We start from the raw sequence: 19,678 nt of genomic DNA, 5'->3' as shown, positions 1-19,678 counted from the left end.
GTGCCAGGGTAAATTTCGCTGATGTTGGATGGGGTGCGGTGCCGCCAACGGCGCCGCCCGCAGGGCTTAGATGAAGCAGAACGAGAGAGTGTAGAGAACAATGCCTGAAGTTATGTTCGCGGGGCCGGATGGTCGGCTCGAGGGTCGTTATCATCATGCAAAAGAGCGCGGCGCGCCGTTGGCGCTGGTGCTGCACCCGCACCCGCTGCATGGCGGGACGATGAATAACCGCATTACCTATTCGATGTATCAGGTCTTTCAGCGCTTGGGCTTTTCGACCATGCGGTTCAATTTCCGTGGGGTCGGGCGCAGCCAGGGTAAGTTCGATGGCGGCATGGGCGAGATTAATGATGCGGCGGCGGCGTTGGATTGGATGCAGTCGCTCAATCCGGGCCATGGCGGCCTCTGGATTGCTGGCTATTCGTTCGGCGCGTTTGTGGGCATGCAGCTTTTGATGCGGCGCCCAGAAGTGTCGGGCTGGATCAGCATCGCACCGCCGGCGGCGCATTATGATTTCGGGTTTCTAGCACCATGCCCGTGCGGCGGGTTGATGATCCATGGCGAGGCCGATGAGCTGGTGCCGGAAAATTCGGTGCGCAAGCTGGTCGATAAGCTGAACACCCAAAAGGGCGTTGCGGTTGATTATCGGGTGGTGCCGGGTGCTGATCACGTGTTCGCCCAGCAGGCCGATTTGATCGCCGAGGCGGTGGAATCGTATGTCAGCGCCGAAATTGCCCGCAAGCACATGGCGCTCGCTGCCGATTAAGCGGATTTTCGCTCATGACGCGCCCCACAGATCGGATTATGCCGTTTGATCTGTGGGGCTTTCGTCCGTCTCATCGGTGAGAAACAGCCGCTGAACATAGAGGCCGGGTGTGACGATCGTCTCCGGGCTGAGCGCGCCGAGTTCAACGCGCTGATGAATTTGGGCGATGGTGATGGTGCCAGCGGTTGCCATGATCGGGTTGAAATTGCGCCCGGTCGCGCGATAGGTCAGGTTGCCCCAGCGATCGGCTGACCAAGCCTCGATCAGCGCAAAATCGGCACTCAGGGCCGATTCCAGCACGCAAAGACGATTGTGAATGATCCGGGTTTCTTTGCCCTCGGCCAGTGCGGTGTCTGCCCCGGTCGGGGTGAAAAACGCGGGAATACCGGCACCGGCGGCGCGAATCCGCTCGGCCAGCGTGCCTTGCGGCACCAGCTCAAGCTCAATTTCGCCCGCCGCATAGAGGCGATCAAACGCGGTTTTGGTGGGAGCGCGGGGATAAGAGCAAATGACTTTGGTCACCGCCCCTTCGGCGATCAAAGCGGGCAGACCGCCAAAATCACCCCCGGCATTATTGGCAATCAGCGTCAGGTTGCGCAGCCCGCGACCACTGAGCGCATCGACCAGACGATGGGGTTGGCCAATGGCACCAAAGCCGCCGACCATGATGCTGGCGCCATCGGTGATCCCCGCCAAAGCGGCTTCCAGCGAGGGGACGAATTTATCGATCATCGGAACTTGGTGTCGGGACTGGTGGTGTCGGGACTGGTGGTGTCGGGACTGATGGTGTCGGGACTGATGGTGTCGGGACTGGGCACCGGAACCGGGCAGGTGGGGGCGTCAGATATCGATGTCGCTGACATTGCCGGCATTCTCCTGGATGAAGCGGAAGCGCAATTCAGGTTTGCGCCCCATCAGGCTTTCGACCATTTCCTCGGTCTGCGCGCGCCGCTCAGGCAGGGCGACAACGCGCAGCAGCACGCGTTTGGCCGGGTCCATGGTGGTTTCCTTCAGCATCGCGGGCGGCATTTCGCCCAAGCCTTTGAACCGGCTGATATCAACCTTGGCGCTGCCTTTGAAGGTGGTTTTCAGCAAGCGGTCTCGGGCCTGATCGTCCATCGCATAGACCGATTTGCTGCCCTGGGTCAGCCGATAGAGCGGCGGTTGCGCTAGATAGACATGCCCGCCACGGATCAGCTCAGGCAGTTCGCGATAGAAAAATGTCATCAGCAGCGAGGCGATATGTGCGCCATCGACATCGGCATCGGTCATGATGATGATCCGGCCATAGCGTAGCTGATCGAGGCGAAACCGATCGCCAACGCCGCAGCCCAGCGCCTCGATCAGGTCTTTGAGTTCCTGATTTTGCCGCAGCTTTTCGGTGGAGGCCGAAGCGACGTTGAGGATTTTGCCGCGCAGGGGCAGCACCGCCTGGGTTTCGCGGTTGCGCGCCTGCTTGGCCGACCCACCGGCGGAATCGCCTTCGACCAGGAAAATCTCAGTATCCTCGCGCGATTCACGGGTGCAATCGGTCAATTTGCCAGGCAGGCGCAGGCGGCGGGTTGCCGATTTGCGTGGGGTATCTTTGGCTTCGCGGCGGCGGATCCGCTCCTCCGCCCGTTCGATCACGAAGGCGAGCAGATTATCCGCATTCGCCGGATCACCGGTTAGAAAATGTTCGAACCGATCGCGCAGCGCAAATTCGGTCAGGCGCTGGGCGGCGGGCGAGGTCAGTTTTTCTTTGGTCTGGCCTTGGAATTGCGGGTCACGGATGAACAGCGAGAGTTTGGCGGCGAGGGTCGCGGTAACATCTTCGGAGGTGATGATGGCGGCGCGTTTATTGCCGCGCGCATCGCCAAAGCCGCGCAACGCTTTGAGCAGGCCCGCCCGAAACCCTGCTTCATGGGTGCCGCCCTGCGGGGTCGGGATGGTGTTGCAATAGGTGGCGAGGCTGGCTTCGCCGCTCTCCTGCCAGGCGCATGCCCATTCCAGCTTGCCGGCTTGCTCAGGCAAATCCGCCGATCCGGCCCATACCGGCACCACCAAGGCCGGGTTGGCACCCAGCTCCTCGGCCAGTGAATCGGCCAGACCGCCGGGGAAATGCAGTTCGGCTTGGGCGGGAATATCCGAGCCGGGGGGCAGGATCGCCGGATCGCAGCTCCAGCGGATCCGCACGCCACGAAACAAATAGGCTTTCGAGCGGCATAGCCGGTAGAGCAAAGCGGGGCTGAAGCGCAGCGGCCCGAAAATTTCAGGATCGGGCACGAAGCGAAACAAGGTGCCGCGCCGATTGGCCACGGCGCCGGCATTGACCAGCGGGCCGAGCGGTTTGCCGCGCGCATAATCCTGGCGCCACAGCACACGGTCACGCGCCACTTCGACTTCGAGTCGCTCGGCCAGCGCATTGACCACGGAACTGCCGACACCATGCAGCCCGCCCGAGGTTTCGTAGGCTTTGCCGGAAAATTTGCCGCCCGAATGCAAGGTGGTGAGAATGACTTCGAGCGCTGATTTGTCTTTGAATTTGGGGTGGGCATCAACCGGGATGCCGCGCCCATTATCGCGAACCGTCAGCCAATTATCCGCGCTCAGGCTCATTTCGATCAGGGACGCATGGCCCGCCACCGCCTCATCCATTGCGTTGTCGAGCAATTCGGCGGCCAGATGATGCAAGGCGGACTGATCGGTGCCGCCGATATACATGCCGGGGCGGCGCCGCACCGGCTCCAGCCCTTCCAAAACCTCGATATCGCGCGCGGAATAGCTTTGCTCCGGCCCGGTTTTCGCAAATAAATCGCTCACGCTATCCTCGATTTCATCTATTTGACCCAACAGCCCGGCAAACCCAACAGCTCGGCACACCCGCCCGCACAACGACGACGCAGCGGTTATAAATGCGCGAGGGTGCGATTCACAATCGCCGCCGCTGCCTCGAACGCATGATCGGCGTCCATCGCGGTGGTGTCCAGCCGGTGCGCGTCTGGTGCTGGCTTCAGCGGCGCTGCGGCGCGGGTGCGATCGGCCTCGTCGCGGGCGGCGAGATCATCGCGCACCGCCTCCAGCGTGGTCGCGATGCCGGTGGCGGCGCGTTCGGCGTAGCGCCGGGCCGCCCGCACATCGAGCGAGGCGGTGACATAGAGCTTCACCGGCGCGTCGGGAAACACAATAGTGCCAATATCGCGCCCATCCAGCACCGCACCGGAGGCGGTGGCGAAATCACGCTGAAAATCGAGCAAAATGGCGCGCACCGCAGCGATGGAGGCAACGGCACTGGCCATGCGGTCAACATCCGGGGTGCGCAGATCATCGCGCGTCAAATCAACCCGATTGAGCGATTGTGCCTGCGCGATGGCATCTTGCGCCGCCGTGCCGCCAGCATCCAACACCCGGCGGGCCACGGCGCGATAGAGCAGGCCGGTATCCAGATAGGGCAGGTTGAACGCTCGGGCGAGGCGGCGTGCGAGCGTGCCTTTGCCGGAGGCGGCGGGACCATCGATGGCGATCACCAGTTTTTGCGGGGCGCTGCGCATCATGCCACCTCGTCAGCCAGCGTGATGGTCGCGCCCAAGCCGCGCATCAGCGGCACGAAACCAGGGAAGCTGGTCTCGATAAAGCGCACATCATCGATCTGCACCGGCGCATCCGCCGCCAGACCGAGCACCAGCGCGCTCATCGCCAAGCGATGATCCATGCGGGTCTCCACCACGCCACCGCCCAGCCTATTAACGCTGCCGGTGATGATCAGATCATCACCCTCCAGACTGACCGCCGCGCCATTGGCCTGCAGCAGCGCGAGCGTGGCTGACAGGCGGTCACTCTCCTTTACCCGCAATTCACCAAGGCCGCGCAGCCGCGAGGGGCCGGCGGCACCGGCGCAGGCGATGGCGAGTATTGGATATTCATCGATCATCGACGGCGCGCGGTCCGCCGGCACATCCACGCCACGCAACGCCGAGGCGGTGACCGTGATGTCGCCCACGGGTTCGCCGCCTTCGATCCGATGATGGCTGAACGACAGATCCGCGCCCATTTCCTGCAGCGTGGTGAACAGGCCGGTGCGCAGCGGGTTGAGACCAACGGCTTCGATAGTGATGCGCGATCCAGCAATCAGCGAGGCGGCAACAATGGGAAACGCCGCCGAGGACGGATCGCCAGGAACCGCGATGTCGGCGGCGGTGAGCTCAGGCTGGCCGGTGAGGCGGATCAGGCGGCCATCGCCGCGTGGCTCGATGGTCAGATGTGCGCCGAAATGGCGGAGCATGTTCTCCGAATGATCGCGCGTGGGTTCCGGCTCTTCGATGCTGGTGATGCCGCGGGCATTCAGCCCGGCGAGCAGCAAAGCCGATTTGACCTGGGCGGATGCCACGGGCAAGCGATAGGTCAGTGGCATCGCCTCGGCGGCGCCTTTGACCGATAGCGGCAATAAATCGCCGGGGCGCGCGGCGAACACCGCTCCACTGGCGGCCAGGGGCTCAATCACCCGGCGCATCGGGCGGCGGCGGAGCGAGGCATCGCCGGTCATCACCGCGAACAGATCATGGCTGGCCAGCACACCGCAGAGCAGGCGCGCCGCCGTGCCGGAATTACCCATGTCGAGCACATCATCGGGCGTTTGCAAGGCACCGAGGCCAAGCCCGGTCACGCTCCAAACGCCGACGCCATGGTTGGTCACGGTGGCGCCCAGAGCGCGCATGGCGGCGGCGGTGCGCAACACATCCTCCCCCTCCAACAGCCCGGTGATCCGGCTGGTGCCCACCGCGAGGGCGGCAAACATCAGCGCGCGGTGCGATATTGATTTGTCGCCGGGCACGCGGATTTTGCCGGTCAAACCGGCGGTTGCGGGACGAGCTTGGGCGGGGATCGGGGCGCGTTGGGTCATCGCCGCGCGATTAGCACGTTGGGCCGGGTTTGACATAGTCATGGATGGGTGGCATGGCGCCCGGCCTGAAGCGATCTGTTCCAAATTTCCACGAGGCAAGCATGGTTAAGCCGGAGCTGGGCGACAAACATACCTGCACCAACTGCGGTGCACGGTTTTTCGATTTCGGAAAGCAACCGGCGGTGTGCCCAAAATGCAGCACTGAGCAGCCCATTGAGCTGCCGAAGCTGAAGCGGGCCGCGCCGATCCAAGAGGATGTAAAAAAACCGATCAAAGCCGCGGTGGCACCGGGCGATGATGTGGAAATCGATGATGATGTTGATGCCGATGACGCAGATTTGCTCGAAGACGCGGAAGACATCGATGATGATGCGGTGATCGACGCCGATATCGAGGTTGAACGCGACGGCGAAGACGCCGAACGCTAATACCGAACGGATTTTGCCGTTCGACGACTCGATGTTGGACTGAGCGGCTCGGCTTGCGCGTCGCTCACCGTGCATCGCCAAAAATTTCGAAATTTTTTTGGCGATGTTAACCAAATCCTCATGATTGTTGCGCATGGTCGGACTTGGCCAAAAGGGCCGAACCAAAAGGGGCATGTCATGACAAGCAATTTTTTGACCGAAGCGAGGTCTTTGGGCGACACGGGAATGAAAATGGGAAATGCGGGCGCGGTGCCGTCGCCCCGCGTGATCAGTCCCTTGATGTTGAGCGATCAGCTCATGACGTTGGCGCAGGACGCCGATCAGGCTGGGTTGCGCCCGGTCGCTGGCGATTTATTGCGCTTGGCGCTGCGGATTTGCGAGAATCGGCCGACGCTGCGGCGGCACACCCGGCAGCCCACGCGGCGGCGCTTGGCGGCACCAATCGGCGGTTCGGCTTGACGGCGGAGATGTTCGCGATTCAACTGGAACCCTAGACCGGGTGGCTGCAATGGGCGGCGCATCCGGCCAGCGGACCAGACGGGAGCGACATGCAGCAACACGATACCGGACATCCTGCGAACCTTGAGCAAACCGCCCCGATCCGGCGCGGTGACACAAGACGTTCGGACGCCAATCCGGGGCCACAAGCGCCAACCGGCGGGCCGCTCGCTGGCGTGCGGGTGCTGGACCTCACCCGGGTTCTGGCGGGGCCGACTTGCACGCAAATGCTGGGTGATCTGGGGGCCGAGGTGATCAAGATCGAAAAGCCTGGCGCGGGTGATGACACCAGGGGTTTCGCTCCGCCGACTTTGGGCGATACTGGGCTTTCGGCTTATTTTGCCGGCACCAATCGCAATAAATTATCGGTCACGGTGGATATCGCCAGTGCGGCGGGCCAGCGTTTAATCCATGATTTGCTGGGCCAGTGCGATATTCTGGTCGAGAATTTCAAGGTGGGGGCGCTCGCGCGCTACGGGTTGGGTTATGAGCAGCTGCGGATCGCGCATCCCGGCTTGATCTACGCCTCGATCACCGGCTTTGGCCAAACCGGGCCTTATGCGGCGCGCCCTGGGTATGACAGTTTGGTGCAGGGCATGGGCGGCATCATGTCGCTGACCGGCGTGCCGGATGGCGAGCCGATGAAGGTTGGCGTGCCAATCGCTGATTTGTTCGCGGGTCTGTATGGGGCGATTGGGGTGCTGGCGGCGTTGCGTCATCGCGATGCAACGGGTGAGGGGCAGCATATCGATATTGGCATGCTTGATGCCAATTTGGCTTGGCTTGCCAATCAGGCGATGAATTTTTTGGCCACCGGCAAAAATCCGCAGCGGCTCGGCAATCAGCATCCGAACATCGTGCCGTATCAGGTGTTTGCAACGGCGGATGGGCATATCGTGCTGTCGATTGGCAACGACCCGACTTTTGCGCGGTTTTGCCGGGCTTTTGGCCTGGAGTCGTTGCTCGATGATGAACGATTCGCGACCAACGCGGCGCGCGTGGCGCATCGCGAGTTGGTCACTGCAACCTTGGCGCCGGTGCTCGCCGCGCAGCCGAGCGCCTGGTGGCTTGCGCAGTTGGAGATCCAAAAAATCGGTTGCGGGCCGATCAATACGCTGAGCGAGGTTTTCGCCGATCCCCATGTGGCAGCGCGCGGCGGGGTGATCCAGATGGAGGCTGGCGGCGAAGATGTGTCGTTGATCGCCAATCCGGTGCGCTTATCCGCCTCCCCCGTATCGTACCGGCGCGCCCCGCCCCGGCTGGGTGCGGATACCGAGGAGGTTTTGAGCCGCTTGCTCGATCTTGATGCCGCACAGCAAGCGGATTTGCGGGCGCAGGGTGTGATCTGAGATGGCCAGGCCAGGGGCGATTTCTTATTTGCTAGGCACCCAGTTTCATCGGTTGGCCTTCGTCGAATTCGGCAACCCGGCTGCACCTTCGGTGCTGTGCGTGCATGGATTGACCCGCAATGGCCGTGATTTTGATCCGTTAGCGGAAGCTTTGGCGGATCGCTATCATGTGATTTGCCCGGATTTGCCGGGGCGCGGCGCGTCGGATTGGTTGCCCGATGCGGCATTGTACCAGCCGGCGAGTTATGTCGCCGCACTCAGCCATTTATTGGCCTATATCAACAAGAATGTCGCCTGGGTCGGCACCTCGCTGGGTGGCATTTGCGGCATGATGGTAGCGGCGGCGGCGCAGACGCCGATCACCAAGCTGGTGCTGAATGATATTGGCCCGTTGATCCCGGCGGCGGCCTTGGCGCGGATTCGCGATTATATCGGCGGCGGGCCAGAGGTTTTTGCTGATCTTGGCGCGCTGGAGGCGCATTTGCGCATGATCCATGCGCCTTTTGGCCGATTGAGCGATGCGCAATGGCGGCATTTGGCGCGTTTTTCGGCGCGCAAGTTGAACGGTGGCGGTTTTGCGCTGCATTATGATCCGGCGATTGCAACGCCGATCAAGGCGAGCATTCCGGTCGATGCCGATTTGAGCGTGTTTTGGGATCGGGTGCGCGCCCCGGTGCTGGCCATTCGCGGCGAATCCAGCGATTTGCTGACCGAGGCGACGTTCGCGCGCATGGCGCAGGCGGGCGCGCAAACATTGACGGTGGCCGATTGCGGGCACGCACCCGCCTTGATGGATGCCCCGACTATTGCCGCAATCCGCCGGTTTCTGGACGGCTAGAGCGTGATTGCCGATCAATTTCATTGGTTGAGTTCGGATCGGTTGATTCAGCCTGAACCAACATTGATCCAATGAGCGGGAAGCCGCCGCGTCGTTTGGGTGTCAAAGAGCTGCGTTGGCGCCGGGTGGTCACGGGGGCGATCATGGCGCTGATGTCGGGCGATATGTCACTCGCGGCGGCGGGTTGCGCTTTTTATGCGACGCTGGCCTTGTTTCCGGCGCTGACCACGGTGATTTCGCTTTATGGGTTGGTGTTCGATCCGCAATCCGTGGCCCCGCAATTGCATTATTTGCAGCGATTCATGCCTGATACCGCCTATTTGTTGATCGCCGGGCGAATTAAGCATTTGGTCTCGGCGGGCAATACCAGTCTTGGCATCGGCCTCGCCGTGTCGTTGGCTTTTACGCTGTATTCGTCCTCATCGGGCACCAAATCATTAATTTACGCCTTGAACCTGATCCATCGGCGTGAGGAGACGCGCGGGTTCGTGCGGTTTCAGGCCACAGCGCTGGGCATGACATTGCTCGCCATGATTGGCGCGATTTTGGCAATCGGCGTGTTGGTGGTGCTGCCGCTGCTGTTCAATTTGCTGGGGTTGGGGGCTGATTCGGGCAATCTGGTGGTGCTGCTCGGCTTTATCATGTTGACCTTGTTCATGGCGCTGGCGCTGAGTTTATTATATCGGTTTGGGCCGTCATTTCGGCTGGCCGACGGTCATGCGGTGGTGCCGGGTGCGGTGGTGGCCATCATTCTGTGGATGGTGATGTCTTATGTGTTCGCGCTCTATGTGGGGCGGTTCGCCGCTTACAGCCAAACCTATGGCCCGCTCGCGACGATTATTGGGTTGATGATGTGGTTTTATCTGACGGCCTATGCCTTGCTGTTTGGCGCCCAGCTCAATGCGGCGGTCGAGCGCGCCCGGCTCGTCACCGGGGTCCCATTGGATGGAACGGATGACAGCGCGGCACCGCTCGGTTAGGTTAATCCCATGCTCCAAGATCAGGCGATCCAGGCGTTCACGCAGCTCTTCGGTGATCGGTTCAGCCAGCATCCCGCCCATTGTGCCACCCATGCCCATGGCGAGGCCAATCCGGCGGCGCATCAGCCTGATGCGGTGGTGTTTGCACACTCGACCGAGGAAGTGGCAGCGCTGCTCAGACATTGTCACGCGCATCACATCCCGGTCACCGCGTTTGGCGCTGGCACCTCGCTCGAGGGGCATGTCACGCCGGTGCAAGGCGGCATCAGCCTTGATTTGAGCCAGATGAACCAGATTTTGGCGGTGCATGATGCGGATTTGGATGTCCGTGTGCAGGCGGGCGTGACGCGCCGGCAGCTCAATGGCGCATTACGCGATCACGGTTTGTTTTTCCCGGTCGATCCGGGGGCGGATTCCACCATTGGCGGCATGTGCGCCACGCGCGCCTCCGGCACCAATGCGGTGCGCTATGGCACCATGCGCGAGAATGTGCTCGGGCTGCGCGCGGTGCTTGCCGATGGCACGATTGTCGATACTGGCGGGCGGGTGCGCAAATCCTCGACCGGCTATGATCTGACCCGGCTGCTGATCGGCTCGGAGGGTACGCTTGGCATTATCACCGAAATTCAACTCCGCCTGTTCGGGATTCCCGAGGCAACCGGGGCGGCAATCTGCCAGTTCACCAATGTCGCGGGGGCGGTGTCCAGCGTTATTGAAATTATTCAATCGGGTATTCCGGTTGCGCGGATCGAGTTTGTTGATGCCGCACAAATGGCGGCCTCAATCGCCTACTCCAAACTGACCGGGCTGCAAGCGTTGCCGACGCTGTTATTCGAATTCCATGGCAGTGCCGCGAGTGTCGCGGAGCAGGCGCAGCAGGCCGAAGCGATCACCACCGGGCATGGCGGTGCGGCTTTTGCCGTTGCGACGGCGGCTGAGGATCGCAACCGGCTTTGGCAGGCCAGGCATGACGCATTTTGGGCGGCGCGGGCATCGCGCCCTGGCTATGCGGTGTTCACCACCGACACGATCGTGCCCATCTCGCGCCTGGCCGAGGCAATTGCGCAAGCCGATGCGGCGGTTGCCCGCTCCGGGTTGGATGCTTGTGTGGTTGGCCATGTGGGGGACGGCAATTTTCATGTGATGATTTTATTTCCCGACACGCCAGAGGCGGCGGCGCGGGCCTGGGCGCTGGATCGTGACATTGTTGCGCAGGCGCTGGATCTCGGGGGGGCTGCGAGCGGTGAGCACGGGGTGGGTTTGGGCAAGCGCGAGTTTTTACACCGTGAACATGGTGCACCGGCCCTCGCGATGATGCGGGCGATCAAGACCGCACTCGATCCGCGCGGTATTCTCAATCCGGGAAAAATTTTCCTCGATCCACCTTCCGGCGATTATTGAGCAAATGCGCGGCTTGGTGAGCGGCGCTGCGCCGGATGCGTTTGCATTCCCGCGATGCGCGCCCATAATGCAGTCATGGCGATTCTGAAACTCACCAAATTGGGTCATCCGGTGCTGGCGCGCCGCGCCGCGCCGGTTGCCGATGCCACTGATCCCGCAATCCAACGGCTGATCGCCGATATGATTGAGACGCTCGATGATGCGGGCGGTGTTGGGTTGGCCGCGCCGCAGGTGCATCAATCGCTGCGCCTGTTCATTTATCGGGTACCCGAGCACCGGGCGAGCGGTGCGCCGGAGGATAGCGCGCAAGCGCTGAGCGTGGTGATCAATCCCGAAATTATCGAAGCCTCGGCGGAGACGGCGGATGATTGGGAAGGATGCCTCTCGATCCCCGGCCTCACCGGCAAAGTGCGCAGGCCTGCGCGTATCGTGCTGCGCGGGCAGGATGAGACCGGCGCTTATTTCACCCGCCCGGCCACCGGGTTTCATGCGCGGGTGATCCAGCATGAGGCGGATCATTTGGATGGTATTGTGTATCTCGCCCGCTTGGCGGACCCACGGGCGTTGGGCTTTAACGAGGAAATTAGCCGGCACCGCCCGGCGATCGAGGAGCTGTTATGACCGCAACCGATCCCACATCCGCGCCGGTTTTTGATCCCATGGCCGATACCGATCGCGAAACAATTCTCACCGCCATGCTCGATCATATCGCCTTTGATGGCTGGACCCTGCGGGCTGTGCGTCGGGCTTTGGCCGATTTGGGGCGCGATCCGGCGGATGCGCCCATTTTATTTCCCAGCGGCGCCGCCGAAATGATCGAGCTGTGGTCCGCCATGACCGACCGGGCGATGTTGACCGAGGCCATGGCGGCGGACCTTGCTGCCTATCGCACGCCGGGGCGGGTGCGCGCGATCATCACCATTCGGTTTGAGTTGGTGCGCCCGCACAAAGAGGCGCTGCGCCGCGCCTTGGCATTGTTGGCCTTGCCGCAGCATGCGCGCCTCGCCGCCAAACTCACCGCCCGCACGGTCGATCAAATTTGGTTCGCTGCCGGTGATCGGTCCGCCGATTTCGCTTGGTATACCAAACGGGCTTTGCTGGCCGGGGTCTATTCCAGCACCGTGCTGTTTTGGCTGCGCGATGTTTCAGAGGATGATCAGGATACGATTGCGTTTCTTGATCGCCGCCTCAACAACGTCGCGCAAATTGGCAAAATGCGCAAACGGATCGAAGGGTTCGCGCCGCGCCTGCCAGGCCGGTTTTTGGGACGGTTTGCCGGGACTGGAGCGTGATTGCTTATCATCAATCACGCTCCAGCCTTTATTTGCCGATCAATTTCATCGGTTTAGCTCGAATCTGTTGATTCGACCTAAACCAATATTGATCTAACCCATCGCCGCCCGCATAAAAGCCCGCTTCAGGCGCGGCATCCGATTAACCGCGGCGAGGCCCAAATCCCGTGCGAGCCGCACCGGGGGCAAATCGGTGGAGAATAGCCGGTCTAGCCCATCGGTTGCGGCGAGCATCAGCAAATTATCGGGTCGCCGGGCGCGCTGGTAGCGCTGCAACAAATCGGGTGCGCCGGGATCATCGCACTGATCGATCAAGGCAGCCAGCGCCATCGCATCCCGCAGCCCCAAATTCAAACCCTGCCCGGCAATCGGGTGAATGCCGTGGGCGGCATCGCCCACCAGAGCGAGGCGCGGCGCAGTGTAGCGATGCGCATGCAAGGCGCTGAGCCGATAGGTCCAGCGTTTGCCAATCAGCCGCACCGCGCCGAGATGCGGGCCTAACCGGCGGGCAACCTCGGCGGTAAAGCGCGCATCATCCATCACCGCCAATCGATCAGCGATGGCGTGTCCTTCGGTGAACACGATGGCGGAAACATGCGGCGCTCCCTCGATCCCGGTCATCGGTAATTGTGCGAACGGGCCGCCGGGCAAAAAATGTTCGAGTGCTACATTCTGATGCGCCCGTTCATGCGCCAAGGCGCACACCACCGCACTTTGCCGATAGGCAAAGCGGGTGACGGCGATGCCCGCTTGGGCGCGTAACTGACTGCCCCGGCCATCGGCGGCCACCACCAGCCGCGCCCGATAGGTCGTATCACCCGCGATGGTAATGATCGCCTCCTCGGCGCTGCGGGTCACGGCCGCATCCGCCGGGGCGCGCAGGATGATGCGTGGATCGGCGCGTAACTGCGCGTTGATCGCAACGCGCAAGGCCCGCGCTTCGACAATCCAGCCGAACGGGTTCTCGCCGACCGCGCGATGATCGAAATGCAAATGCAGCGGCGATGCGGGCCGCCCTGGTTTGCCATCCGAGACGCGAATTTGTTCAATCGGGCAGGGGGCGAACGCGAGCCGATCCCATAATCCTGCCGTATCCAGCAAGGGGCGCGAACCATACGCGATGGCGTAGGCGCGGCCATCGAAATCCGGATGCTCCATCGGTGGCAAAGCGGCCCGATCCACCAATAGCACTGAGCGGCCTTCATTGGCTAAGCGGCATGCTAGCGCCGCTCCCACTGGACCCGCGCCAATCACCGCAACATCCACCATTTCCGTTTTCATGCCATCATGCCCCTTTGCCGCCTGGCCCGAGTCATAGCGCTGATTTCGCCCCGGCCCAACGCATGTTGGGTTCAGCCCGTGATGCGCAATCCGCGCCGCCTGATTTGATCGGGGTCAATGATGCGAATTGTGCGAGTCGGCGGGTTGGGTGGGGGCCGTTTTTGCCGCTTCCGATGCTTCGGATCGCTGCGCGATGGCGTCGCGCGCGCGATCCTGGCGCAGGCTGCGCCGCACCGAGATGATTTGCCAAATAGCAAAGCCGATGACCAACACATCGCCCATCGCCCATTCCAGAAACGTGGCGTAATGGCCGATCAGGGCCAACATGCTAATCGGTTAATTCAAGCGAGCGCACCGGGTCAAGCGAACGCGTCGGCGCCATGGTTTGGGGGATGAGTTCGGGGGGCAGCGCCGGGCGCGGCTTGGGCGCGGGCGCATCCCGATCCGATTTTGGCTCGGCAAACGGCTTGAGTTTCAAGGTCAGCCAAATGCCATAGGCCACCAGAAAAACGGGCAGGCCAAGGAAATCATAAAGCGGCATCAGCTTCGGACCGCCGAGCATGTAATACATCAACCCGGTTTTGATGGCGGCGTAGCCGAGGCAGATTTGCAGAATTGGCCGCATGATCTCACCGGCGGCAAACATCATCGGGCTCATCGGCTCGTAATCAGGGGCGAGCATTTCAATCCGGCGCAACCGGCGTGCGCGCATACCATGAAACAGCAGGGCGGCACTGGCGATATACATCGCCGCACCAATCGCATCATCAACAGCGTGCATGTTGACCTCCTTTGGCGATGTTCACGCGAAATTGCCTGATATGCAAGCGGATTCGCCGCGTTTGCGCCGATCTTCGCGCTCCAGCTTCTCAATCAGCAGTAAAAGTCGCACGCCCGGCCCTGCCATCTCGGTGCGGGGCAGGGCCACCGCATCGACCAAAAACGCGGTCTCGGGCAAGGGAGCGCCGTCCGTGGCGGGCTGGGGCCAGAGCGCCAATCCGAGGCCGCCCAACGCCAGCGCGACCTTGCGCCGCCCCGAGACGCGCGCACGGCGGGTGACCGAATCATACCCCGATCGGGCAAGTTCGCGGCCAATTTCGCGATAAATCAGTCCAGCCGCCGCAATGGCGGGCCGGCAGCGTAGCGGCAAGGCCGCGATACCGGCAAAGCCGCGCTGGTATAAATGCTCGGCCTCGTCCAACAAATCCGCAATGACCGAGGCGAGGGCCGGGCTGAATTCTGGGGCTGCCAAGAAACGCGCAGGATCAAGCCGTGCGGCGATCAGCGCATCCAACGGCACATAGAGCCGTCCCGCGCGTGCATCCTCGCCGATGTCGCGCGCGATATTGGTCAATTGCATGGCAACACCCAAATCGCACGCCGCCGCCAATGCCTGCGCGTCGCGCACTCCCATCAGCAAGGCCATCATGGCGCCAACGGCACCAGCCACGCGCGCGGCATAGGCGCGCAACGCAGAACGATCCTGGTAGCGCCGCGCCTCGGAATCCCACACCAGCCCCTCAATCAACGCATCGGGCAGGGCGCGCGGAATCGCATGCCGAGCGACCAGGGCCGCAAATTCACGATCCACCGGATCATCGATCGGTGATCCGGCATAAGCGCGATCCAGCCGTGCGGAGAGCTGTTTCACCGCTTCTGCTTTATGGGCGCTGAAATCCACTTCATCATCAGCAACCCGGCAAAATGCGTACAGTGCCACTACATCGCGCCGCAAAGTCGCCGGCAATAACCGGCAGGCGGCGTGAAAACTGAGCGAGCCGCCGCGCAGCAACGCCGCACAGGCTAAATGATCGTGATTAGGCTCGAACATAATGCGCCGCCTCCGGAATCAACTGATCCAACACCCGGGCGGTCGATAACACGCCTGGCACCCCGGCACCGGGATGGGTGCCCGCCCCCACCAAAAACAAATTTCTCACCTCTTCGCTGCGATTATGCGGGCGGAACCAGGCGCTTTGGGTCAATACCGGCTCCAGCCCGAAACCGGCCCCGAGCACCGAGCGATAGCGGCTCGCGAAATCGGCCGGCGTCATCGCCATGGAGGTCACGAGATGATCGCGCAGGCCCGGGAGCATGGTTGCCTCCAATCGCTCGGCCATCAAGGTTTGATAGGCCTGCGCCCGCTCTGCCCAATCGATTGCCGCACCCAAATGCGGCACGGGCGATAAGGCATAAAAAGCATCGCACCCGGCGGGGGCCAAGGCAGGATCGGTCGCTGTTGGGCGGTGCAAATACAGGCTCATATCATCGGCTAGTATTTTTCGCTCGAAAATATCCTCAAGCAAACCCCGATAGCGCGGCCCCATGATAATCGCGTGATGAGGCACGGTATGATATTGCATGTTCGTGCCGAAATACCAAACGAACAGCCCCATCGAATACCGTGATCGCGTTAGTTTCCGATCGGTCCAGCGTTTGCGCGGATGCTCGGATAGCAAGGTTTGATAGGTATAGGCGGCATCAGCGTCCGAAATCACCAAATCCGCGTCGATCATACTGCCATCGGTCAACTCAACCCCGCACGCCGCGCCGTTTTGCACGCGGATCCGGCGCACTTCGGCGTTCAGCCGCAGCACATTGCCTTGATGCGCAATCAGCCGCGCCAAGCCATCAACCAGGGCGCCGGTACCCCCCATCGCGAAATGCACGCCATGACGCCGCTCCAAATGCAAAATAAGGGCATAAATCGCGCTCACCTTGAACGGGTTGCCGCCCACTAACAACGGATGAAAGCTCAGCGCCTGGCGCACCCGCTCATCACGCACATAGCGCGAGACCAGCGCATACACACTGCGGTGACCCGACAGCCGCAATAAATCGGGCAAAATTTTCGCCATGTCGCTCATGGCGCCAAAGGGCACATGGCCCAATTTCTCAAAGCCGATTTGGTAAATTTCCTCGGTAAGCGTGAGGAAGCGGTGATACCCCGCCACATCACCGGGCGCGATCCGGCCAATTTCGGCGGCCATGGCGGCGGGGCTCGATGAGCAATCGAGATGGCTGCCATCATTGAACCGGATCCGGTAAAAGGGCGATATTTCGCGCAATATTACGTCATCGGCCATACGCTTGCCGGCGAGTTGCCATAATTCTTCGAGCAGAAATGGCGCGGTGATAATGGTTGGTCCGGCATCGAAGGTAAAACCATCTTGCCGGAACACGCTGGCTCGGCCACCGGGTTGATCGAGTTTTTCTAACAATGTGACCCGGTAGCCGCGCGCCCCCAGCCGAATGGCGGCGGCAAGGCCGCCGAATCCGGCGCCAATCACCAGCGCGTGGGGACGAGGATCGGCAAAGCCGGGCGGGTTAATCGCGTTCATCGTAATTAGCTTTCAGCACACCAAGAGTTTGGGCAAATTCAACAATCATTGCCGCAATCATGGCCGGTTGCTCCTCATGGGCCAGATGGCCAAGCCCTGGCAAGCGCACATGCTTCGCGGTTGCCACCCGGCGGGCTAACAAAGCGGCATCAGATGGCGGGATGGAGCGATCCTCAGCGCCGGTGACTAACAATAAACGTGGCGTCAAGCGGGGCAAATCGGCTTCAACGCGGTCGAGATCCCAATTGGCCATCATTGAGAGTGCGGCCCCGGCATGGCCACTGCGCCGGGCCAAGCGCCCATAGAGTTCAGCCCCCCGCTGATCAATGCGTGAGCCGGTGCCGTTCAATAGGCGCCCGATCACCATCGGGTCCGCCGCATGCCAGGCGAACAGGCGCGGCACCAGCGGGTTTAGCGACATGAGTTTCGCTAGCGGCGAGAAAATCTGGCCAGCGACACCCTTGAAGCGGCGCAGCGCCCCGTTGAGCGACACGATGCCAAGCGGTGCGATCATGCCATCCAACGCCATTTCCACGGCAATGGCGGCACCCGCCGAATGACCGATCACCAAGGCGGGTGGATCATGGCCCAGCGCGCCTAACAAGGATGCCACCGCCCCCGCCATGCCCGGCAATGACATGCGTGACCAGGGCAGCGGCTCGGTAAAGCCATGACCCGGCAAATCAGGGGCAATCACGGTAAAATGTGCCGCTAGCAAGGGGGCTAAGTCCCGCCAGGAATGGGTCGCAGCACCGGTGCCGTGGAGCAGCAACATGGTCGGGCCTTGGCCCAGTATTTGCACGTGAAACCGGATTGATCCGGCCTTGATAAACCGGCTGGCGCTGCGATTGGGCCAATCAGCGCCATCATGCTCCCAATCGGGAAAGGCCGGGTCCGGCGTGACCGACCGTGATGCGGTGGTCGCACTCATGACGCACGCTGCTCGGCACGAATAATCTCGCTCAACGCGCCTGAATGGGCAAAAGGCAGTGGGAAATGCCGTGCATGCATCCGCCCGGCCAAATCCGCCGCCAATGCGGAGGGGCGCGGTGCGGTGTCGATCACTAACGTGGTCAAACGATCACTCGCGCAAGCACTCGCCGCCGCCAGGGCGTCATCCATGGCTTGTTTGCGACCTTGCCGGCCCTCTCGGTCGATATTCGCGCCGCCATCGGTGAGCAGCACGATCATCGGCCGTTTGCCACGCCGCCGTTCGGCCAGTGCCATTTGTCGCGCGGCATCGATACCGGAGGCCAGCGGCGTTGCACCGCCGCCTGGCAAGCCCGCGAGGCTGCGCCGGGCGCGCGCGAGCGCACTGGTCGGCGGCAGTAAAATCTCGGCGGCGCGATTGCGAAAGGCGATCAGCGCGACTTGATCACGCCGGACATAGCATTCGGCTAACAATAATTGCACCGCCCCTTTGGCCTCAGCCAGCCGGTTCAGGGCGGAAGAGCCGGAAGCGTCCACCGTAACAATCGCGACAGAGCGGGTGGGCTCCTTGAATTTGCGGACCCGAAAATCACTCACGCGCACAATCGGGCCGGGTCGCGCATCGGGATCGTCGCGGCGGCGCAGGCCCTGCCACGGGGCGGCGGCGCGCAGCGTATCCAGCACGGCAAGCCGAATACCCGTTCGCGGCTTACCGGGCCGCACCCCGACCGGGCGACCGCGCTTGCCCATGAATTGCCCGGATGCCGCGCCGCCCCCTTGCCGAGCGGGCGATGTTGCCATCGCGGCCAGCCGCGCCAGTAAATCGGTCGGAATGGCTGCGATCGCTGCCTCCAAAATCAGCTCTTCCAACGGCTTGGATGACGAGGGTTGCGGGGTGCTCTGGTCATCTGGTGGTTGATCATCGCTTCGATCGGCGGGTTCCGGCGCGGCTTGCGGGGGTTCTGGCGGTGGAGCGGCTGGCGCATCCGTGGCAGGAAGCCGGGTGGCGCGTGGTGCAAGCACGAGTTGCGCTGCGCGCTGCGCATCGGCAGCGGACACCTTGTTGCGAGCCGCGAGTGCCGCGATCGCACGTGCGGCGCGGGCTGCTAAAATCGGCGCGCGGAGCGAGGCGATCCCTAACGCCAAGGCGGTGATCGTGAACTGATCGAGCAGGGCGGCATCGATCACCACATGGGCTAAGCGCAACCGCGCCGCTGTGATCCGCCGGCGGCTTGATGCGCGCATCGTCAAATCATCGCTTAAATCCAACCAAAACGCCAACCGGTCCGCAAGCCCGGCGGAGAAGGGCGAAGCCTCATCCTGGGACTGATCGCAGGCGATGATCGCAAAGCGAGACGCGCCGCGGTCAAATTCGGCGCGTAATTTAGCCACGCGATCCGCCGGCAAATTTTCGGCCATGGGGAGTATAATTGCGCCGCCATCCGCCTGCGCGAGCACGCCCGGCGCATAAATCCGTCGCCCGGTTTGCAGGCTAACGGCAAGGTCAAGCCCGCCGAGCAACCGATCATCGGTGATCGACACGGGCAGTCGGCGCCAGGGCGCATCAGCGGGAAGCATCGCCCGCACCTGATCGAACACCGCTTCGCATTCAGAGTGCGATGAACCACGGAGCAGCAATCCGCCCAACCCGTGGGGGTCGACCGCCAATAACGCGAGGGGCGAGGGGGGTTTCAT

General features: G+C 62.2%; 20 protein-coding genes. 9 read left to right on the top strand and 11 right to left on the bottom strand.

All coding sequences use genetic code 11. The features are described 5' to 3' along the window. Positions 1-100: 100 nt before the first annotated feature. Positions 101-766, top strand: coding sequence for an alpha/beta hydrolase (locus ACYUCQ_RS10365; protein ID WP_460254453.1), 666 nt, complete (start codon positions 101-103; stop codon positions 764-766). 36 nt (positions 767-802) lie between these two features. Here the strand turns inward: ACYUCQ_RS10365 and ACYUCQ_RS10360 are convergent, their stop codons facing one another. The 4 genes from ACYUCQ_RS10360 to aroA form a co-directional block, all read right to left on the bottom strand. Continuing rightward, a complete protein-coding gene (locus tag ACYUCQ_RS10360; protein WP_460254452.1) occupies positions 803-1,498 on the bottom strand; it encodes a 3-oxoacid CoA-transferase subunit A in 696 nt (231 codons plus the stop codon). A 108-nt stretch (positions 1,499-1,606) separates the two neighbouring features. Beyond that, positions 1,607-3,568 (bottom strand): DNA topoisomerase IV subunit B, encoded by a 1,962-nt coding sequence (parE, locus tag ACYUCQ_RS10355; RefSeq protein ID WP_460254451.1) that lies wholly within the window; start codon positions 3,566-3,568, stop codon positions 1,607-1,609. 86 nt (positions 3,569-3,654) lie between these two features. After that, positions 3,655-4,299, bottom strand: coding sequence for a (d)CMP kinase (cmk, locus tag ACYUCQ_RS10350; protein ID WP_460254450.1), 645 nt, complete (start codon positions 4,297-4,299; stop codon positions 3,655-3,657). Next, positions 4,296-5,645, bottom strand: a complete 1,350-nt coding sequence (gene aroA / locus ACYUCQ_RS10345; RefSeq protein ID WP_460254449.1) for a 3-phosphoshikimate 1-carboxyvinyltransferase — start codon at positions 5,643-5,645, stop codon at positions 4,296-4,298. Before aroA ends, cmk begins: the two co-directional genes overlap by 4 nt. Positions 5,646-5,698: 53 nt before the next feature. Between aroA and ACYUCQ_RS10340 the strand changes: the two genes are divergently transcribed. The 8 genes from ACYUCQ_RS10340 (at position 5,699) to ACYUCQ_RS10305 (ending at position 12,431) form a co-directional block, all read left to right on the top strand. Then, a complete protein-coding gene (locus ACYUCQ_RS10340; RefSeq protein WP_460254448.1) occupies positions 5,699-6,073 on the top strand; it encodes an FYDLN acid domain-containing protein in 375 nt (124 codons plus the stop codon). 177 nt (positions 6,074-6,250) lie between these two features. After that, positions 6,251-6,532 carry a hypothetical protein gene (locus ACYUCQ_RS10335; protein ID WP_460254447.1) on the top strand — a complete coding sequence of 94 codons (282 nt, stop codon included), beginning with the start codon at positions 6,251-6,253 and terminating at the stop codon, positions 6,530-6,532. Between the two features lie 89 nt (positions 6,533-6,621). Beyond that, positions 6,622-7,920 (top strand): CaiB/BaiF CoA transferase family protein, encoded by a 1,299-nt coding sequence (locus tag ACYUCQ_RS10330; protein ID WP_460254446.1) that lies wholly within the window; start codon positions 6,622-6,624, stop codon positions 7,918-7,920. 1 nt (position 7,921) lies between these two features. Then, complete coding sequence (locus ACYUCQ_RS10325) at positions 7,922-8,758, top strand: alpha/beta fold hydrolase (protein ID WP_460254445.1); 837 nt, start codon at positions 7,922-7,924, stop codon at positions 8,756-8,758. Between the two features lie 71 nt (positions 8,759-8,829). After that, positions 8,830-9,738 (top strand): YihY/virulence factor BrkB family protein, encoded by a 909-nt coding sequence (locus ACYUCQ_RS10320; protein ID WP_460254444.1) that lies wholly within the window; start codon positions 8,830-8,832, stop codon positions 9,736-9,738. A gap of 9 nt (positions 9,739-9,747) precedes the next feature. Then, positions 9,748-11,139, top strand: coding sequence for an FAD-binding oxidoreductase (locus tag ACYUCQ_RS10315; protein ID WP_460254443.1), 1,392 nt, complete (start codon positions 9,748-9,750; stop codon positions 11,137-11,139). Between the two features lie 75 nt (positions 11,140-11,214). After that, positions 11,215-11,760 (top strand): peptide deformylase, encoded by a 546-nt coding sequence (gene def, locus ACYUCQ_RS10310; RefSeq protein ID WP_460254442.1) that lies wholly within the window; start codon positions 11,215-11,217, stop codon positions 11,758-11,760. Then, positions 11,757-12,431: a COQ9 family protein gene (locus ACYUCQ_RS10305; RefSeq protein ID WP_460254441.1), complete on the top strand. Its 675-nt coding sequence runs from the start codon at positions 11,757-11,759 to the stop codon at positions 12,429-12,431. The genes def and ACYUCQ_RS10305 overlap by 4 nt, the downstream gene beginning before the upstream one ends. 93 nt (positions 12,432-12,524) lie before the next feature. Here the strand turns inward: ACYUCQ_RS10305 and ACYUCQ_RS10300 are convergent, their stop codons facing one another. From ACYUCQ_RS10300 to ACYUCQ_RS10270, 7 genes are all read right to left on the bottom strand, one after another. Further along, a complete protein-coding gene (locus ACYUCQ_RS10300; protein ID WP_460254440.1) occupies positions 12,525-13,712 on the bottom strand; it encodes a UbiH/UbiF/VisC/COQ6 family ubiquinone biosynthesis hydroxylase in 1,188 nt (395 codons plus the stop codon). A gap of 114 nt (positions 13,713-13,826) precedes the next feature. Next, complete coding sequence (locus ACYUCQ_RS10295; RefSeq protein ID WP_460254439.1) at positions 13,827-14,039, bottom strand: hypothetical protein; 213 nt, start codon at positions 14,037-14,039, stop codon at positions 13,827-13,829. A 1-nt stretch (position 14,040) separates the two neighbouring features. Beyond that, positions 14,041-14,493, bottom strand: a complete 453-nt coding sequence (locus ACYUCQ_RS10290; RefSeq protein ID WP_460254438.1) for a hypothetical protein — start codon at positions 14,491-14,493, stop codon at positions 14,041-14,043. A 21-nt stretch (positions 14,494-14,514) separates the two neighbouring features. Further along, on the bottom strand, positions 14,515-15,543 hold the full coding sequence (locus ACYUCQ_RS10285; protein WP_460254437.1) for a phytoene/squalene synthase family protein: 1,029 nt from the start codon (positions 15,541-15,543) through the stop codon (positions 14,515-14,517). Then, entirely contained in the window at positions 15,530-17,053 is a 1,524-nt protein-coding gene (locus tag ACYUCQ_RS10280; protein ID WP_460254436.1) for a phytoene desaturase, read from the bottom strand. The genes ACYUCQ_RS10285 and ACYUCQ_RS10280 overlap by 14 nt, the downstream gene beginning before the upstream one ends. Next, positions 17,040-17,984, bottom strand: a complete 945-nt coding sequence (gene bchO / locus ACYUCQ_RS10275; RefSeq protein ID WP_460254435.1) for an alpha/beta fold hydrolase BchO — start codon at positions 17,982-17,984, stop codon at positions 17,040-17,042. Before bchO ends, ACYUCQ_RS10280 begins: the two co-directional genes overlap by 14 nt. Continuing rightward, complete coding sequence (locus tag ACYUCQ_RS10270) at positions 17,981-19,678, bottom strand: magnesium chelatase subunit D (RefSeq protein ID WP_460254434.1); 1,698 nt, start codon at positions 19,676-19,678, stop codon at positions 17,981-17,983. The genes bchO and ACYUCQ_RS10270 overlap by 4 nt, the downstream gene beginning before the upstream one ends.

It is taken from the genome of Acidiphilium sp. MT5 (assembly GCF_054767495.1).
Note: the sequence above shows the minus strand (reverse complement) of the source record. Positions and strands in the feature narration are given on the sequence as shown.

Coding starts and splice junctions, on each gene's coding strand:
- ACYUCQ_RS10365 (WP_460254453.1), top strand. CDS start 101: ATGCCTGAAGTTATGTTCGCGGGGCCGGATGGTCGGCTCGAGGGTCGT.
- ACYUCQ_RS10360 (WP_460254452.1), bottom strand. CDS start 1,498: ATGATCGATAAATTCGTCCCCTCGCTGGAAGCCGCTTTGGCGGGGATC.
- cmk (WP_460254450.1), bottom strand. CDS start 4,299: ATGATGCGCAGCGCCCCGCAAAAACTGGTGATCGCCATCGATGGTCCC.
- aroA (WP_460254449.1), bottom strand. CDS start 5,645: ATGACCCAACGCGCCCCGATCCCCGCCCAAGCTCGTCCCGCAACCGCC.
- ACYUCQ_RS10340 (WP_460254448.1), top strand. CDS start 5,699: ATGGCGCCCGGCCTGAAGCGATCTGTTCCAAATTTCCACGAGGCAAGC.
- ACYUCQ_RS10335 (WP_460254447.1), top strand. CDS start 6,251: ATGACAAGCAATTTTTTGACCGAAGCGAGGTCTTTGGGCGACACGGGA.
- ACYUCQ_RS10330 (WP_460254446.1), top strand. CDS start 6,622: ATGCAGCAACACGATACCGGACATCCTGCGAACCTTGAGCAAACCGCC.
- ACYUCQ_RS10325 (WP_460254445.1), top strand. CDS start 7,922: ATGGCCAGGCCAGGGGCGATTTCTTATTTGCTAGGCACCCAGTTTCAT.
- ACYUCQ_RS10320 (WP_460254444.1), top strand. CDS start 8,830: ATGAGCGGGAAGCCGCCGCGTCGTTTGGGTGTCAAAGAGCTGCGTTGG.
- ACYUCQ_RS10315 (WP_460254443.1), top strand. CDS start 9,748: ATGCTCCAAGATCAGGCGATCCAGGCGTTCACGCAGCTCTTCGGTGAT.
- def (WP_460254442.1), top strand. CDS start 11,215: ATGGCGATTCTGAAACTCACCAAATTGGGTCATCCGGTGCTGGCGCGC.
- ACYUCQ_RS10305 (WP_460254441.1), top strand. CDS start 11,757: ATGACCGCAACCGATCCCACATCCGCGCCGGTTTTTGATCCCATGGCC.
- ACYUCQ_RS10300 (WP_460254440.1), bottom strand. CDS start 13,712: ATGAAAACGGAAATGGTGGATGTTGCGGTGATTGGCGCGGGTCCAGTG.
- ACYUCQ_RS10295 (WP_460254439.1), bottom strand. CDS start 14,039: ATGTTGGCCCTGATCGGCCATTACGCCACGTTTCTGGAATGGGCGATG.
- ACYUCQ_RS10290 (WP_460254438.1), bottom strand. CDS start 14,493: ATGCACGCTGTTGATGATGCGATTGGTGCGGCGATGTATATCGCCAGT.
- ACYUCQ_RS10285 (WP_460254437.1), bottom strand. CDS start 15,543: ATGTTCGAGCCTAATCACGATCATTTAGCCTGTGCGGCGTTGCTGCGC.
- ACYUCQ_RS10280 (WP_460254436.1), bottom strand. CDS start 17,053: ATGAACGCGATTAACCCGCCCGGCTTTGCCGATCCTCGTCCCCACGCG.
- bchO (WP_460254435.1), bottom strand. CDS start 17,984: ATGAGTGCGACCACCGCATCACGGTCGGTCACGCCGGACCCGGCCTTT.
- ACYUCQ_RS10270 (WP_460254434.1), bottom strand. CDS start 19,678: ATGAAACCCCCCTCGCCCCTCGCGTTATTGGCGGTCGACCCCCACGGG.